This is a genomic window from Neorhizobium petrolearium (assembly GCF_029854435.1).
Lineage (GTDB): Bacteria > Pseudomonadota > Alphaproteobacteria > Rhizobiales > Rhizobiaceae > Neorhizobium > Neorhizobium petrolearium.
The window spans coordinates 2,332,608-2,346,959 of the sequence record NZ_CP123000.1; the positions used below are offsets into that span (position 1 = coordinate 2,332,608).

At 60.0% G+C, this 14,352-nt stretch carries 14 protein-coding genes; 8 read left to right on the plus strand and 6 right to left on the minus strand.

Annotation, left to right across the window (positions count from 1 at the left end):
- The first annotated feature begins 62 nt into the window (after window positions 1–62).
- The 4 genes from QEO92_RS11735 to QEO92_RS11750 are packed head-to-tail and all read left to right on the plus strand — an operon-like array spanning window position 63 to window position 4,350.
- The gene (locus QEO92_RS11735) at window positions 63–1,589 is read left to right on the plus strand and encodes a sugar ABC transporter ATP-binding protein (RefSeq protein WP_227703125.1); all 1,527 of its coding nucleotides are present in this window, start codon (window positions 63–65) and stop codon (window positions 1,587–1,589) included.
- Entirely contained in the window at window positions 1,589–2,623 is a 1,035-nt protein-coding gene (locus QEO92_RS11740) for an ABC transporter permease (RefSeq protein WP_227703126.1), read from the plus strand. The genes QEO92_RS11735 and QEO92_RS11740 overlap by 1 nt, the downstream gene beginning before the upstream one ends.
- Window positions 2,620–3,606: a galactofuranose ABC transporter, permease protein YjfF gene (yjfF, locus tag QEO92_RS11745; RefSeq protein WP_227703127.1), complete on the plus strand. Its 987-nt coding sequence runs from the start codon at window positions 2,620–2,622 to the stop codon at window positions 3,604–3,606. Before QEO92_RS11740 ends, yjfF begins: the two co-directional genes overlap by 4 nt.
- Window positions 3,607–4,350 carry a FadR/GntR family transcriptional regulator gene (locus QEO92_RS11750; RefSeq protein ID WP_227703128.1) on the plus strand — a complete coding sequence of 248 codons (744 nt, stop codon included), beginning with the start codon at window positions 3,607–3,609 and terminating at the stop codon, window positions 4,348–4,350.
- 2 nt (window positions 4,351–4,352) lie between these two features.
- Here the strand turns inward: QEO92_RS11750 and QEO92_RS11755 are convergent, their stop codons facing one another.
- From QEO92_RS11755 to QEO92_RS11775, 5 genes are all read right to left on the minus strand, one after another.
- Complete coding sequence (locus QEO92_RS11755) at window positions 4,353–5,501, minus strand: M20 family metallopeptidase (protein ID WP_227703129.1); 1,149 nt, start codon at window positions 5,499–5,501, stop codon at window positions 4,353–4,355.
- Window positions 5,502–5,727: 226 nt separating this feature from the next.
- A complete protein-coding gene (locus QEO92_RS11760) occupies window positions 5,728–6,588 on the minus strand; it encodes a shikimate dehydrogenase (RefSeq protein ID WP_227703130.1) in 861 nt (286 codons plus the stop codon).
- A 62-nt stretch (window positions 6,589–6,650) separates the two neighbouring features.
- Window positions 6,651–7,661, minus strand: a complete 1,011-nt coding sequence (locus tag QEO92_RS11765; protein ID WP_227703131.1) for a TRAP transporter substrate-binding protein — start codon at window positions 7,659–7,661, stop codon at window positions 6,651–6,653.
- Between the two features lie 70 nt (window positions 7,662–7,731).
- Window positions 7,732–9,012 carry a TRAP transporter large permease subunit gene (locus QEO92_RS11770; RefSeq protein WP_227703132.1) on the minus strand — a complete coding sequence of 427 codons (1,281 nt, stop codon included), beginning with the start codon at window positions 9,010–9,012 and terminating at the stop codon, window positions 7,732–7,734.
- A gap of 11 nt (window positions 9,013–9,023) precedes the next feature.
- Entirely contained in the window at window positions 9,024–9,587 is a 564-nt protein-coding gene (locus QEO92_RS11775) for a TRAP transporter small permease (RefSeq protein WP_227703133.1), read from the minus strand.
- A gap of 293 nt (window positions 9,588–9,880) precedes the next feature.
- Here QEO92_RS11775 and QEO92_RS11780 point away from each other — a divergent pair, with 293 nt between their 5' ends.
- Entirely contained in the window at window positions 9,881–10,528 is a 648-nt protein-coding gene (locus QEO92_RS11780) for a TetR/AcrR family transcriptional regulator (protein ID WP_227703134.1), read from the plus strand.
- A 54-nt stretch (window positions 10,529–10,582) separates the two neighbouring features.
- On the opposite strand, the gene QEO92_RS11785 is transcribed toward QEO92_RS11780, so the two are convergent.
- Window positions 10,583–11,191: a DUF922 domain-containing Zn-dependent protease gene (locus QEO92_RS11785; RefSeq protein WP_227703135.1), complete on the minus strand. Its 609-nt coding sequence runs from the start codon at window positions 11,189–11,191 to the stop codon at window positions 10,583–10,585.
- Window positions 11,192–11,327: 136 nt separating this feature from the next.
- On the opposite strand from QEO92_RS11785, the gene QEO92_RS11790 reads away from it, so the two are divergent.
- From QEO92_RS11790 to QEO92_RS11800, 3 genes are all read left to right on the plus strand, one after another.
- Complete coding sequence (locus QEO92_RS11790) at window positions 11,328–11,969, plus strand: TetR family transcriptional regulator (protein WP_227703136.1); 642 nt, start codon at window positions 11,328–11,330, stop codon at window positions 11,967–11,969.
- A 161-nt stretch (window positions 11,970–12,130) separates the two neighbouring features.
- Complete coding sequence (locus QEO92_RS11795; RefSeq protein WP_227703137.1) at window positions 12,131–12,973, plus strand: metallophosphoesterase family protein; 843 nt, start codon at window positions 12,131–12,133, stop codon at window positions 12,971–12,973.
- Window positions 12,974–12,994: 21 nt separating this feature from the next.
- Window positions 12,995–14,290 carry an ABC transporter substrate-binding protein gene (locus QEO92_RS11800; RefSeq protein WP_227703138.1) on the plus strand — a complete coding sequence of 432 codons (1,296 nt, stop codon included), beginning with the start codon at window positions 12,995–12,997 and terminating at the stop codon, window positions 14,288–14,290.
- Window positions 14,291–14,352 lie beyond the last annotated feature (62 nt).

Consider the following 14,352-nt stretch of genomic DNA (forward strand, 5'->3'; position numbering starts at 1 on the left):
AACAGCAACCGGAGCGGAGCCCCCTTGCCGCTCCGGTTCTTCGATAGACCCGGGACGTGAACATGTCGGATTCGAATACACTTCTGGAAGCCAGAAGTATCGGCAAGGCCTTCCTCGGCAATGTGGCGCTCGATGGTGTAGATTTTACGTTGGAGCAGGGTGAGATCCATGCGTTGCTCGGCGAAAACGGCGCCGGCAAGTCGACACTGATCAAGATTTTGACCGGGGTCTATAGCCGTGACCGCGGGACTATCCATCTCGATGGCGTTGAGGTCTCACCTGCCAATGTAGCGGAAGCCCAGACACTCGGCATCGGCACCGTCTACCAGGAAGTCAACCTTCTCGAAAATCTCACCGTGGCGGAAAACCTCTTTCTTGGCCGCCAACCCCGCCGGCTCGGACTGATCGACCGCCCTAAGATGCGCCGCCAGTCGAAGGCCTTGCTTGCCCGCTACGGGCTCGAAATCGACGTCGATGCCCTGCTTTCCTCCTATTCCGTTGCGGTCCGCCAGATTGTCGCGATCGCCCGCGCCGTCGATCTTTCCGGCAAGGTCCTGGTGCTCGACGAACCGACCGCCAGCCTCGATGCCCATGAGGTCGAGATGCTGTTTTCCGTGTTGCGCAAGCTTCGCGAAGACGGCCTCGGCATCATCATCATTACCCACTTCCTCAACCAGGTTTATGCCGTCGCCGATCGGGTCACCGTGCTTCGCAATGGCCGGCTCGTCGGTACGCGCAAGTTGGCGGAACTGCCGCAACTTGAGCTGATCTCCATGATGCTCGGTCGTGAACTGCAGCACATCACCCGTGATCATCAGGCACAGGACGAAACGGTGAAGGACGCAGCCGAGGCTACGATCCGCTTTGAGGGTTACGGCAAGCGCGGCAGCGTCGCGCCATTCGACCTCGATATCCGTCCCGGGGAGGTGGTCGGTATCGCCGGCCTGCTCGGATCCGGCCGCACTGAAACCGCCTTCCTGCTCTTCGGCATCGACCGCGCCGACAGCGGCACGGCGATCATCGACCGGGAAAAGATCGCCCTCTCTTCCCCCGAGGCGGCGATTGCCGCCGGCTTCGGCTTTTGTCCTGAGGAGCGCAAAACGGACGGCATTATCGGCGATTTCTCTGTCGCCGATAACATCGCGCTCGCAATGCAGGCTCGTCAAGGCTGGGCCAAGCCAATCTCATCCCGCGAAAAACGGACGATCGCCGAAAACTTCATCAAGTCGCTGGACATTCGCCCCGCTGACGCAGAACGGCCGATCAAGTTTCTCTCTGGCGGCAATCAGCAGAAGGCGATCCTCGCCCGTTGGCTCGCAACCGAACCGCGTCTCCTGATTCTCGATGAGCCGACGCGCGGCATCGACATCGGAGCACATGCGGAAATCCTGAAGATGATCGAGCGGCTCTGCGCCCAAGGCATGTCGCTCGTCGTGATCTCCTCCGAGCTGGAGGAACTGACGGCCGTTGCCCATCGCATCATCGTGCTCTCCGATCGGCGCCACATCGCCGAACTCGCCGGCGATCAGCTGACCGCCGACAACATCATGCAGGCGATCGCCGCATCCGCCCGCACGGAGGCCGCCTGATGTATCGCGTAACCCGCCGCCTGCGCCGTCTCGCTCCTCAGCTCATCGCGCTCGCCATCATCCTCGCATTGATCACCGCAATCGCACCGGGCTTCCTGACGATATCCGTCCAGAACGGCCGCCTTTACGGCAGCCTGATCGACATCCTCGTGCGCGCCGCGCCAGTCGCATTGCTGACAATCGGCATGACACTCGTTATCGCCACGCGCGGTATCGACCTTTCGATCGGTGCGGTCATTGCCATCTGCGGTGCGGTCGCGGCGACACTCATCAGCAAGGACTATCCGCTGCCGGCCGTCATCCTGATCTCGCTGGGTGTCGGCCTCCTTTGCGGGCTTTGGAATGGCGTCCTGGTGGCGATACTCGATATCCAGCCGATCATTGCGACCCTGATCCTGATGGTCGCCGGTCGCGGCGTCGCTCAACTCATTACAGAAGGCGTTATCCTCACCTTCAACAACGATACCTTTGCTGCTCTCGGATCCGGCTCCTTCGCAGGCATTCCGATCCCCATCTATCTCTGGGTGGCTGCTGGCCTGCTCATCGGCCTGCTGGTGCGTCGCTCGGCACTCGGCTTCCTGATCGAGGCAACCGGCATCAACCGCCGCGCAGCCACTCTCGCCGGGGTACGCGCCCGCTTCCTGCTCTTCTTCGTTTACGCGGTTTCGGGCATATGCGCTGCCGTTGCAGGTCTCATCATCACCGCCGATATCCGGGGTGCCGACGCCAACAATGCCGGCCTCTGGCTGGAACTCGACGCCATTCTCGCCGTCGTCATCGGCGGCACCTCGCTCAATGGCGGGCGATTCTCGATCACCGCTTCGCTGATCGGCGCGCTGATCATCCAGTCGATCAATACCGGCATCCTCGTCTCTGGCTTCCCGCCGGAGTTCAACCTGATCATCAAGGCCGGCATCATCATCATCGTGCTGACGTTGCAGTCGCCGACGATACTGAGTTTGCTTCACTTCATGAAGCCTGCCAGACGGCAACCGGAGGCCGTAACCAAGGAGGCCGAAGGAACGGCGCGATGATCCACACCCGCAACCTCCCTTTTGTCGCCACGCTCGGCATTTTCGTCATCGCCTACGCGCTCTGCGTCCTGCAATTCCCAAACATGCTGTCGACGCGCGTGATCGGCAATCTGCTTACCGATAACGCCTTTCTCGGGATCGCCGCTGTCGGCATGACCTTCGTAATCCTGTCCGGAGGGATCGACTTGTCGATCGGTTCGGTCATCGCCTTCACCAGCGTATTCGTGGCAGTCATGGTCGGCACGCTCGGAGTTCATCCGCTTACCGCTTTCGTGGCCGTCCTGGTCATCTCGACGCTCTTCGGCAGTCTGATGGGCGCCATGATCCGCTATCTCAGCATACCGCCCTTTGTCGTGACGCTCGCAGGCATGTTTCTCGCGCGCGGTGCCGCCTACCTGATTTCGACCGAATCCGTGCCGATCTCGCACCCCTTTATCGACACCATCCAGAGCTTCTATTACCGGTTTCCGGGAGGCGGCCGGTTGACCGCGCTTGCCATGCTGATGCTGCTGGTTTTCATCGTCGGCACTTTCGTCGCCGGACGCACCCGTTTCGGCGCCAATGTCTATGCGATCGGCGGGAACCAGCAATCCGCGGAGCTGATGGGTGTGCCGGTGGGTTCAACGACCATCGGCATATATGCACTTTCGGGCTTTCTTTCCGGCCTCGCCGGCATTGCCTACACGCTCTACACTTCGTCCGGCTATTCCTTGGCGACAGTCGGCGTCGAGCTCGATGCGATCGCAGCCGTCGTGATCGGCGGTACACTGCTGACGGGCGGCGTCGGCCTCGTCGCAGGCACGTTCGTCGGTATCTTGATCCAGGGACTGATCCAAACCTACATTGTCTTTGATGGTACCTTGTCGTCCTGGTGGACGAAAATCGTCATCGGCTTCCTGCTCTTCGTCTTCATCGTCTTGCAGCGTGCGATCATCTGGTATTCAAACAGGAAGCTGGCCGAGGGCCGGCTGAAGGGGGTTTGATTGGGTCTTCTGGAAACCACGATCAGTGGGCGAAAGCGCCGCAGCAACCACGCGCATGTGGTGGCGGAACTCGGCCGCGGCATCGTATCCGGCAAGATACCGGAAGGTTCATTGCTGCCAGGTGATGCGGAACTTTCCGCCCGCTTTGGTGTCTCCCGCACGGTGTTGCGCGAATCCATGAAGACGCTCGCCGCAAAACGCCTGGTAGAGCCCAAAGCCAAGGTCGGCACCCGCGTGCTGGACAAGGCGAGCTGGAATTTCTTCGATTCGGACGTGCTCGGCTGGCGCTTCGAATCAGGCCTCGATTTCGAGTTCATCGAACATCTTGCGGAAATGCGTATGGCTCTGGAGCCGGCAGCCGCCGCTGCGGCGGCAATACGCGCCACGAGTGACGATATCGTCGCACTTTATGCGATTGCCGCGAAGTTCGACAATCTCTCGCATACGCCGGAAACCATCGCCAAGGTGGACCTGGAATTCCACCTCGCCATCGCCCGCATGTCCGGCAATCCGTTCATGCGCTCGGCAAGCGCGCTGATCGAGGCGGCGCTGGCAATATCCTTCCAGCTCTCATCACCGGCATCCTCACCCGAGATGATCGATGAGGTCGCCTCCAATCACCTCAGGATCGCGCACGCCATTGCCTCACGCGACCCGCAAAAGGCAATCATCGCGATGCGGCACGTCATCGAGATCGGCAAAGGCCGCATTCGCAACTCGCTTGACGTCAAGCTGCCGGCATAGATCTACTTCGCTTCGAGTGAGATCATCAGATTGGCAAGCAGCGCCGTGCGCGGCGCAACGCTGCTCAGGAAAATATGCTCGTTGAACGTATGCGGTCCGGCACCGTCAGCCCCCAGGCCGTCGAGGGTCGGCACACCGAGTGCCGACGTGAAATTGCCGTCAGACCCCCCACCCGTCGCCATGCCTTCCAGAGCAATGCCGAGGTCGCTCGCAATCTTGGCCGCCGCTTCGAACAAACGTTTCCCCTCTTCCGATTGGGCAAAGGGCGGCCTGTTCATCTTGCCGGCAATCTCGAAGGTGATATCCGGATCGACAGGTTTCATGGCTTCGATCTTGCCGGTGATCTCCTCGGCGACCTGATCATTCGGCACACGGACGTCGACCTGTAGCCGGCATTCGGCCGGCACTGTATTGCGGCCCGTGCCGCCCTGGATCGTGCCGACCGTGACCGTGACGCCACGGTCTGTGTCGTTGAGCGCCTCGAGTTCCAGCACCAGCCGTGCAGCGGCGCGGATCGCGCTGCGTCCATCCTGCGGCCTCGCGCCCGCATGCGCCGCACGTCCCTGCACGGTGATATCATACATGGCAACTCCCTTTCGGGCGACGACGACCTTGCCGCCATCGCGCGCAGGCTCGACCACCAGAGTATAGCCTGCATTCTTCGCCGCGGTTTCCATGAAGGTACGAGAAGACAGGCTTCCCATTTCCTCGTCCGGCACGAAGATCAGGTCGATCGGCATTTTGCTTCCCTTCCTGACCGCAAGTTTCATGGCTTCGAGCGCCATCAGCGCCCCCGACTTCATGTCATAGATGCCGGGGCCATAGAGCTTGTCGCCCTCCTGCCGCAGCGGAAGCTGATTGTTGATGACGCCGACGGCATGAACCGTATCGAGATGCGCGAGAATGAGCACCGTCTTTTCGTTGCTGCCGGCCGGACGCGGCGAGCGCACCGCGAGGATGTCGCCGAAGCCGAGCGTGCCCGGCAGCCGTTCCGTATCAAGACCGGCTTCCCTTCCCAGGATCTCGACGCGATCGACAAGCCGATTGACAGCCTCAGCATTGGAGGTCGGGGTCTCGATCTCGACCCAGCGTTTCAGCTCCTCGATCAGGGCCTCGTCGTCTATGTCCTGGGCGGAAATGGCAAGCGTCATGGGAAATTACCTTGGGCGTTTCTGGCGAGCGGAGGATGATGCCGCTGAAGCGCGGCCCGGCCACTATAGTGAGCCGGACAAGGATCGCTAGACCTATGCCCAAACAATCGCCAAAAGTCTCCTGCCCTTGCGCGGGCATCTCTCCGTGCCGGGGGAAGCCAACCTCGCCAAGCTCGGCGATGTCATGCGCAATTACGTGACCGGCAAGGCTTGAAGCATATCGCCGTCAAATCGTCATGCTGCGAAAATGTTCGAGTATGCGGGCCGCATCCGGTTCGATACCGGTGAACAGGCGAAACGCCCCGACGGCTTGGAACACAGCCATGCCGCCGCCGTCCAGTATGCGGCATCCGCGCTTTTTCGCCTCCCGCAGAAGCTCCGTTTCAAGCGGAAAATAAACGATCTCGGCGATCCAATGACGGGGCTGAAGCAGGTCCGGCGACAGCGGAATACCGGGATATTTTGCCATGCCGGTCGGTGTAGCGTGAATGAGACCCGCTGAGTTTCGCATGGCGTCGCTGATATCATCCGAAGCCCGGATTGTCGCCTCCGGGAAAAGCAATGACATGTTCTGAGCCAGTTGCAAGGCGCGCTCCGGTTCACGATCGAACACCGTTAAGGTCTTAAGGCCGAGTGAAAGAATGGCAAAAGCTGTCGCGACACCGGCGCCACCCGCGCCGATCTGGAGCGCGGCGTCGAGATCGGCTCCCGGCAGGCCGCGACGAAAACTCTCGGCAAAACCCCACCAGTCCGTGTTGTGACCGAAGCGTTTGCCGTTCCTCAGCACCACCGTGTTCACAGCACCGAGCGCGCGCGCCTCGTCGGAAAGCTCATCGAGATAAGGAATGATCACCTGTTTACAGGGATGGGTGATATTGAGGCCGCAGAGTCCACTCGCCTCGGCATCGTTCAGCAGTTGCGGCAAGGCAGCCGGCGTCAGACCGAGCTGGGCAAGATCGATCAACTCGTACTCGTATCGAAGGCCCTGAGCCGCCCCCTCCTTGACATGCATCGCCGGCGTCAATGAGGCCTGGATGCCGGAACCGATCAGCCCGGCCTTCAAAGATTTCAGCAGTGTCTCAGCCATAGCACTCAAGCCTCATGTGGATGAATGAGCCGGCTCGCCGCGAAACGAGCCGGCGGATCGCGTTACTTGCGGGCGGCTTCAAGTTCCTTGAAGAGCAGGGAAACGCTATCCGCTCCGATATCGGCGCTGAACTTGTCGATCAGCGGTTTCACCGCATCACGCAGCTTCTGCGTCTCTTCGGGGCTGAGCTCAGTGACCTGCATGCCCGTCGCCTTGATTTCATCGAGTGCCTTGGCATCGGCCTCACGGGAAACCTTGCGTTGGAAATCGCGCGCCTCCACAGCGGCGGACTGGAGGACCGCTTTCTCTTCGTCATTGAGGCCATCCCAGAACTTCTTGCTGACCAGCACGATCTGCGGATTGTACTGATGGCGGGTGACGGTCAGGTACTTCTGCACCTCATAGAATTTGGCATTGAGAATGTTCGCGAACGGATTTTCCTGCCCGTCCACGGTACCGGTTTCGAGTGCCGTATAAAGTTCGGTGTAAGGCAGCGGCACGGCGTTCGCGTCGAGGCTGTTGAACAGTTCGATCGGGATCGGCGACTGTAGCGTGCGGATCTTCAGCCCTTTGATATCCTCAAGCTTGGCAACCGCATGGCGGTTGTTGGTGAGGTTGCGGAAACCAAGCTCCCAGTAGGCAAGCCCGACAAGGCCGGCCGGTGGCAGCTTGTCGATCAGGCTCTTGCCGAAAGGGCCATCCATGACTTTGTCAGCCTCTTCGCCACTGTTGAACAGGAACGGCAGGTCGACTGCGCCGAAGTCCTTCACATTGCTTGCCAGAATGCCGGCATTCAGCACCAGCATCTCAACCACGCCGCCCTGCAGCGCTGACACGGTCTGTACATCGCCGCCGAGCACGCCGCCGGGAAACAGTTTGACCTCGATCTTTCCGCCACTCTTCTCCTTGACGATCTCGGCGAACTTCTCCATGCCGGTGACCTGTGGATGGCCCTTGCTGTTGGCCGCGGCGAATTTCAGCGTATGCGAGCGGATTTCGGCAGAAGCCGTGCCGGTGAACAGAAGCACCGGAATGGTGATTCCGAGCGCCAGTTTCATCATCTTGTTGAACATGCTTTCCTCCCACTATTGGCCGGGACCTCCCCACGGCCGGTTGACATGCACTTTGAAAAAATCGCTCGCCTCAATGCCCGAACCAGGTGACGGGCACGGTCACCAGTTCCGGAAACAGGACGAGCAGAAAAAGCACGATGAGTTCCGCGATCATGAAGGGCATGACGCCTTTCACGAGCTTTTCCATGGAAAGTTTCGACACGCCGCAGATGACGTTGAGCACCGTGCCGACCGGCGGCGTAATAAGACCGATCGAATTGTTGATGATGAACAATACGCCGAAATAAACCGGGTCGATGCCCGCCTGCTTGATGATCGGCATCAGAACAGGCGTCATGACGAGAATGGTCGGCGTCATGTCCATAGCCGTGCCGACGAGGACGACCATCACCATGATGGCGATCAAGAGCAGTGTCTGGTTGTCCATCAACGGGTCGAGCAGCCTGACGAGATCACCCGGCACGTCAGCGACGGTGATGAGCCAGGCGGAAACCGCCGCGCAGGCGACCAGGAACATCACCACGGCGGTGATCTTGGACGCCGAGACAAACACATGGAAAAGCTGCGACGGCTTGAGCTCGCGATAGACGACCATCGAAACGAACAGCGAATAGACGGCCGCAATCACTCCTGCTTCGGTCGGCGTAAAGACGCCGAACTTCAGGCCGACGATGATGAAAACGGGCAGCAGCAGCGCCCAGATGCTGTCGACGAAGGCTTTGATCCGCACGTCGCGGCTCTGCCTGGGCGGCAGTTCGAACTGCTCCTTGCGGGCGACGACCAGCCACGTGACACAAAGCGAAAGCCCGATCAGAAGACCCGGCACGATGCCGGCAAGAAAGAGCTTCGTGATCGACACGCCGCCGATGACGCCGAAGAGGATGAAGCCGATCGATGGCGGAATGATCGGGCCGATGATCGAAGCCGATGCCAGAAGCCCCCCAGCGCGGGCAGGATCATGACCGGACTTCAGCATCATGGGGAAAAGCAACGCGCCGAGCGCTGCGGCATCCGCCACCGCGGAACCGGAAAGGCTTGCGAGTATGCAAGCCGCAAAGATCGCCACGAAGCCAAGACCGCCGCGCACATGGCCGACCATTGCCATGGCGAGATTGACGATGCGCTTCGAGAGACCGCCGGTGTTCATGACCTCGCCAGCCAGCAGAAAGAACGGGACTGCCATCAATGGGAAGCTATCGGCACCGTTCAGCACGTTCTGTGCGACGATCTGAGCGTCGAAAATGTCCATATACATCATCAGCGCCACGCCACTGAGGATGAGAGCGAAGGCAATCGGTACGCCGAGCGCCATGGGGCCGAGAAGCGCGCCGAGGAAAATTGTGAGCGTCATCGATCCTCTCCTCAGGCCTTGGTCCCGCTACCGGCAACGGCAGTTTCCGGATGACTATCGAGAGCGATCTCGTCCTCGCTGTCGCGCACCAGCTGCGCAGTCGCGATATCGATGCGGCCGGTCGCCACCTGAAACGCATCCCAGAGGATGAGGAGGAAGGTCGGGACACCGAAGGCGATGCCTGCGCCGTAGAACCAGCCCATGGATATGCCGGTTGCGGGCATGGTCGTGGGCAGGTTGATCAGCGTCTGCGTCCAGCTTCCGCTGATCATCAGCCAGGTCGCCACGAGCATCAGTCCCTGCCCCAGAAGCACTGCAATTCTCGCAGACGCCGGCGGCAGGCGCTTCAGGAGCGAATCGACGCCGAGATGGCCGTGCTCGCGCATGGCAACGACGCCCCCCAGGAACGTCAGCCAGAGAAAGAAGACACGCGACAGCTCCTCAGAGACGGTAATGCCTTGGTTGAAGGCGTAGCGCAGGACAACATTGCCGAAGACCAGTATGACCATGCCCGCCAGAAGCAGAGCGATGACGACCTTCAGCGCAAAAAAGTAGAAATCGATGATCCGTGTCATTTCCAATCCTCCCAAGGCCTTGTCGCGACGGGCATCGGGGAAACCGACATAGCAGTTACCCGATCCTTGGGCTTGGCAAGAGCCTTCGCCAGAACCGCCTCCTCAGGGGTCACTGACACGATCGCTAAAATGTACGAACTAGTGAGTATGTCAAGCTCGATCTATTGAAAGTGGCGAACAAGCTCGCTATGACTTTGGAAAAATACGGAAATCCGGTGTGGACAACCTAGACCCTTGGAACGCGCTTCGCATGGAGAGGCGGAACAGAAGGGTAATGAAAGCGACTTTTTGGGATGGCGCCGAAACACGAAAACCGTAGGAAGAACGATCCGCAACGAACTCAGGAAGATATCCTGGAGGTCGCGACGGAGGAATTTTCAACCCACGGCCTCGCTGGCGGACGTGTCGATGCGATCGCGGAAAAGATGCGCACCTCGAAGCGGATGATCTACTACTATTTCGGCAGCAAGGAAGGTCTCTATCTCGCGGTGCTGGAACGGGCCTATCGCAAGATCCGCACGCTGGAGGCCGATCTCGAACTTGCCAACCTGCCGCCGGAACAGGCTCTGCGGGTGCTGATCTCGACGACATTCGATCATGACGAGGCCAATCCGGATTTCGTGCGCCTCGTCAGCATCGAGAATATTCACCACGCCGCCCATATGCTGCGTTCGGAAGCGATCCGCGACCTGAACGTCTCGGTTATCGAGACCATCGCCGCAATCCTGGAGCGCGGCATTGCCGAAGGCGTATTCACCCGCAAGGCTGATCCGATCGACATTCACATGCTGATCAGCGCCTTCTGTTTTTTTCGGGTTTCAAACCGCTACACGTTCGGCACGATCTTCCGCCGCGACCTTTCGGAACGTGCGACCATGGAACGCCATAAGACGCTGATCGCCGACGCGGTCATCAATTACCTGCAGAACAAAGTCGCCTGACCTCTTTGCGTAGAGGCCGTCAACCCGATGCGGAAGGAGCCCGCCGCGACCGCCTCAGCGCCCGTTCACCAGATTGAGGATGAGCTGGTGGACATTGCCGCCCTCGCTCATCTCCATCCGGTCGAAATCGCTGCTGCGCTTTCGTTGCGCCTTGGAAATCTCGCCGAGTTTCGCCTGCAGATCAGCCCTCACCTTGGAACATTTTGGATCATTGGCGGCGCTCAGGCCGACGCTAACCCGCTCGATCTCCCTCACCATGTCGACAATGATGACACCGTGTACCTGTTCGTGTTTGCGGACACCGGTGATGAAGATATCCCATTTCCGCTTGAGATCCGGCGAAAGCGGCGAAGCAGGCCTCGGCAACAGATAAGTAATGATCAGCTTCGGCTTTGCTGAAACCAGGGTGCAGGCGCCGCCAGGTTGCGGTTCGTATTTTCGCGTCCAGGTGAGTTTGAAATTGGTATGCGCGATGGCACGAACCTCTCTGCCCACTTTGGGGCCACGCTGTCCGATCGAGGCATAAAGGTCGATTCCGGAATCGCCGGTGATCGGATAGGTCTGGATCTGTTCGATCGGTTGCCAGGTGGTTTGCGCCAAAGCGGATAGCGGCGCCAACACCAGATAACCGACCAGCCAATGAAGTCGAATGCTTGATTTCACAAGATCCTCGAAAGCTCTTGTCAGAATGAATAGCGGCGGAGAGCTAAAGTTCCACTTCAGATACCAGCATGACGCTTCGCTGTCATCGACCCTACACAAACCATGCCTAAGCTGGCGTAGTCGAGGGTGATCGTTCATGCACGGCCGCGCCAATCTTACCGCCATGAGGCTGATGGATGCCTGCGAGCATCTGCTTTGCGAAGCCGAAGCCCTGGAGGATCTGACTGCGCGGCGCATTGCCATCGAGGCGAACGCAACGCCCTCTGCCATTGCCTATCATTTCGGCTCGCAGGAGGAGCTGGTCGCCGCCGTCGCGGAACGGGTCTATCGCCGGCTGAATGCCGAGCGGCTCAGACTGCTTCAGAAGGCGATTGACCGCAGGGCGCCCGATCCGCCCAATCTCGAAGAAGTCATCGCGGCGCTTGTCGGCCCTTCTATCCGGTGGAGCCTCGACCCGACCTCCAGCTATCCGGTCCTGTCTCATTTCACCTCCATGGCGAAGACGCACCGGGAACAGGCACCGCATTATCGCCGGATCATCGACAATGTGGAGCATCATCGGGCTTTCATTCCGCACCTGAAGCGGATCTCGCCCTGGCTTGACGAAGTGGATATCGGCTGGCGGCTCAATTGCGCCCTTGGAATTCGTTCGCAGGTCACCCGCAGCCGCTCGCGCACCGAAGTGCTGACCAACTACCGGATGAACCTCGACGATCCCGAAATCGTCATCACCCGCATGGTCGAGGTGATCGCCCCGATGTTTCGCCGGATAGCCTGAAGTTTCGAGCCTACCGCCGCCGCGCTTTCTGTTCCGGTTTCGAACGGCATTCGAATTCCGTCACTCCTGCGAAACAAAGTCCTTCTATCGGTCCTCCCACGGGCGGAAACGATCAGGCATTCCCTCGTCCGCTGCCAAGACGTCATCCATGGAGGCATCCGATGCGCCGCGAAACCACATTCATTCACCTGACCGACCTGCATATCGGCACCGCCGACGACGACCACCTGCACAGCGACACGCTGGAAACGCTCAACCAGGTCCTCGACCTCGTCGTGACCGTGACACCGAAACCGCAATTCGTGATCGCCAGCGGCGACCTCACCAATCGCGGCGATGCGGAAAGCTACCGCCGGATGAAGGAGATCATCGACGCGAAACTCGACATGCCGGTCATCTATGCACTCGGCAATCACGATACCCGACCGGGTTTCTACGAAGGCATGGGCATCGAGACCGACGATCCGGATGCACCTTACGATCACGATGCCGTCGTCGATGGCATCCATATCATTGCGATCGACTCGTCCACGCCCGGCCTCATCGGCGGCACGATCGATCCGGAACAGTTCGACTGGCTCGCCTCGACGCTCGACAGCCATCCTGACCTGCCGAAGCTGATCGTCGTCCACCATCCTCCTGCACTGGGTGAGGAACCAGATGCAACACATTGGCGTACAATCCACTTCCAGCAATCGGAACGCTTCCGGAAACTGCTGCAAGGCCGCAACATCATCGGCATCCTGAGCGGCCATATCCATCACGACCGCGTCTCCTTCTGGCATGGCATACCGGTCGTGGTGGGCACCGGCCAGCATGCCGCAACCGATATCCTGCGCACGGACCTCCTGCGCATGGTGCGCGGCGCCTCTTTCGGCATCGGCACGATCCGGCCGTCCGGCCTCACCATGGCCTTCGTGCCGCTGCCGTCCGACCGTGCCGAACTCAACACCTATCCGCTCGAAATGCTGATGGCGCGGGCAAAACCCGTCGCCGCGGAATAACCCTCACCCGGGAGAAACCAAATGCTGCGCAGAACCACACTCAAGCTCATAGCAACGCTTGCAAGCGTTGCTATGACGCCGCTCGGCGCCTTGGCCGAGATGCCGGCCGCGATCGACAAGCCTGTGACGATCAGCTTCTACAACTACAACCTTGCTTCGGCGAGCGCCGGTGCCGATGCCACCAAGGAGCTCCTTGCCACGTTCGAGAAGAAGTTCCCGAACATCAAGGTCGAGACGATTGCCGTTCCCTCGAACGAGATCATGTCCCGCGTGCAGGCCGATATCGTCGCCGGCCGCCAGCCGGACGTCGCCCAACTCGTTTTCCGCGACCTGATCTACATCGCCAGCGATCTCGGCGCCAATGCGTTGGAAGACATGGTGAGCCCCGAAGAACTGAAGGCCCACCTCGCCGGCATGATCCCGAAAGGCCTGGAACTCGGCAAGGTCGACGGCAAGACCTATGGTCTCGCTTATACCTTCTCGACGCCGATCCTTTATTACAATGCCGGCCTCTTCAAACAGGCAGGCCTCGATCCGGATAATCCGCCGAAGACCTGGACCGACGTCGATGCGGCCGGGCGTGCCATCAAGGAGAAGACCGGCAAGAACGGCTTCTTCCCGGGCGCCTACGGCCCGGTCGACGGCACTTTCGTCTATCAGGCGATCGTCATGTCGAACGGCGGCAAGGTGCGCGACGGCAACAAGCTCACCTTCGCGGATACGAATGCCGCCGATGCCGTGAAGATGCTGCGCGGCATGGTCGAAAGCGGTGCGCACGCCAAGATCGACGTCGCAAGCCCCTCCGACACCTTCGCCGCCGGCAATCTCGGCATGTTCCTTTATACCAGCGCGGTCTATGGCAGCTACAAGAAGGCGGCCAAGGACAAGTTCGACCTGCGCATGGCGCCGATGCCCTCCTTCGGCGACAAGCCGACCGCACCCACCAATTCCGGCAGCGCGCTTTACGTCTTCAGCAAGGATCCGGAGAAACAGCGTGCTGCCTATGAACTCCTGAAATTCCTGACGAGCAAGGAGGCCTATACGGTTATCACCAGCAAGATCGGCTATCTGCCGCTGCGCCTCGATATCGTCGACGACCCGAACTATCTCGCCTCTTGGGTTAAGGAAAACCCGATGTTCCGCGCCAACCTGAAACAGCTCGATCACCTGACGGCGAATATCGCCTTCCCCGGCCCGAATTACCGGCAGGTCGAGAAGATGATGATGGACTCGGTGCGCGAGGCCGTGTTCGGCACCGGCGATCCTTCAGCCGTTCTTACGACAGCCCAGGACGAAGGCCAGAGCCTGATGCCCTGACAGCAGGCGAATACCAGGAGATGCCGGGCGGCTCTCACGCCTGCCCGGCACCACAAACTGCA

What these genes read in the sequence shown, in the direction of transcription:
- yjfF (WP_227703127.1), top strand. Translation starts at nt 2,620, where the DNA reads ATGATCCACACCCGCAACCTCCCTTTTGTCGCCACGCTCGGCATTTTC.
- QEO92_RS11790 (WP_227703136.1), top strand. Translation starts at nt 11,328, where the DNA reads ATGCACGGCCGCGCCAATCTTACCGCCATGAGGCTGATGGATGCCTGC.
- QEO92_RS11760 (WP_227703130.1), bottom strand. Translation starts at nt 6,588, where the DNA reads ATGGCTGAGACACTGCTGAAATCTTTGAAGGCCGGGCTGATCGGTTCC.
- QEO92_RS11755 (WP_227703129.1), bottom strand. Translation starts at nt 5,501, where the DNA reads ATGACGCTTGCCATTTCCGCCCAGGACATAGACGACGAGGCCCTGATC.
- QEO92_RS11775 (WP_227703133.1), bottom strand. Translation starts at nt 9,587, where the DNA reads ATGACACGGATCATCGATTTCTACTTTTTTGCGCTGAAGGTCGTCATC.
- QEO92_RS11770 (WP_227703132.1), bottom strand. Translation starts at nt 9,012, where the DNA reads ATGACGCTCACAATTTTCCTCGGCGCGCTTCTCGGCCCCATGGCGCTC.
- QEO92_RS11735 (WP_227703125.1), top strand. Translation starts at nt 63, where the DNA reads ATGTCGGATTCGAATACACTTCTGGAAGCCAGAAGTATCGGCAAGGCC.
- QEO92_RS11765 (WP_227703131.1), bottom strand. Translation starts at nt 7,661, where the DNA reads ATGTTCAACAAGATGATGAAACTGGCGCTCGGAATCACCATTCCGGTG.
- QEO92_RS11780 (WP_227703134.1), top strand. Translation starts at nt 9,881, where the DNA reads ATGGCGCCGAAACACGAAAACCGTAGGAAGAACGATCCGCAACGAACT.
- QEO92_RS11800 (WP_227703138.1), top strand. Translation starts at nt 12,995, where the DNA reads ATGCTGCGCAGAACCACACTCAAGCTCATAGCAACGCTTGCAAGCGTT.
- QEO92_RS11740 (WP_227703126.1), top strand. Translation starts at nt 1,589, where the DNA reads ATGTATCGCGTAACCCGCCGCCTGCGCCGTCTCGCTCCTCAGCTCATC.
- QEO92_RS11795 (WP_227703137.1), top strand. Translation starts at nt 12,131, where the DNA reads ATGCGCCGCGAAACCACATTCATTCACCTGACCGACCTGCATATCGGC.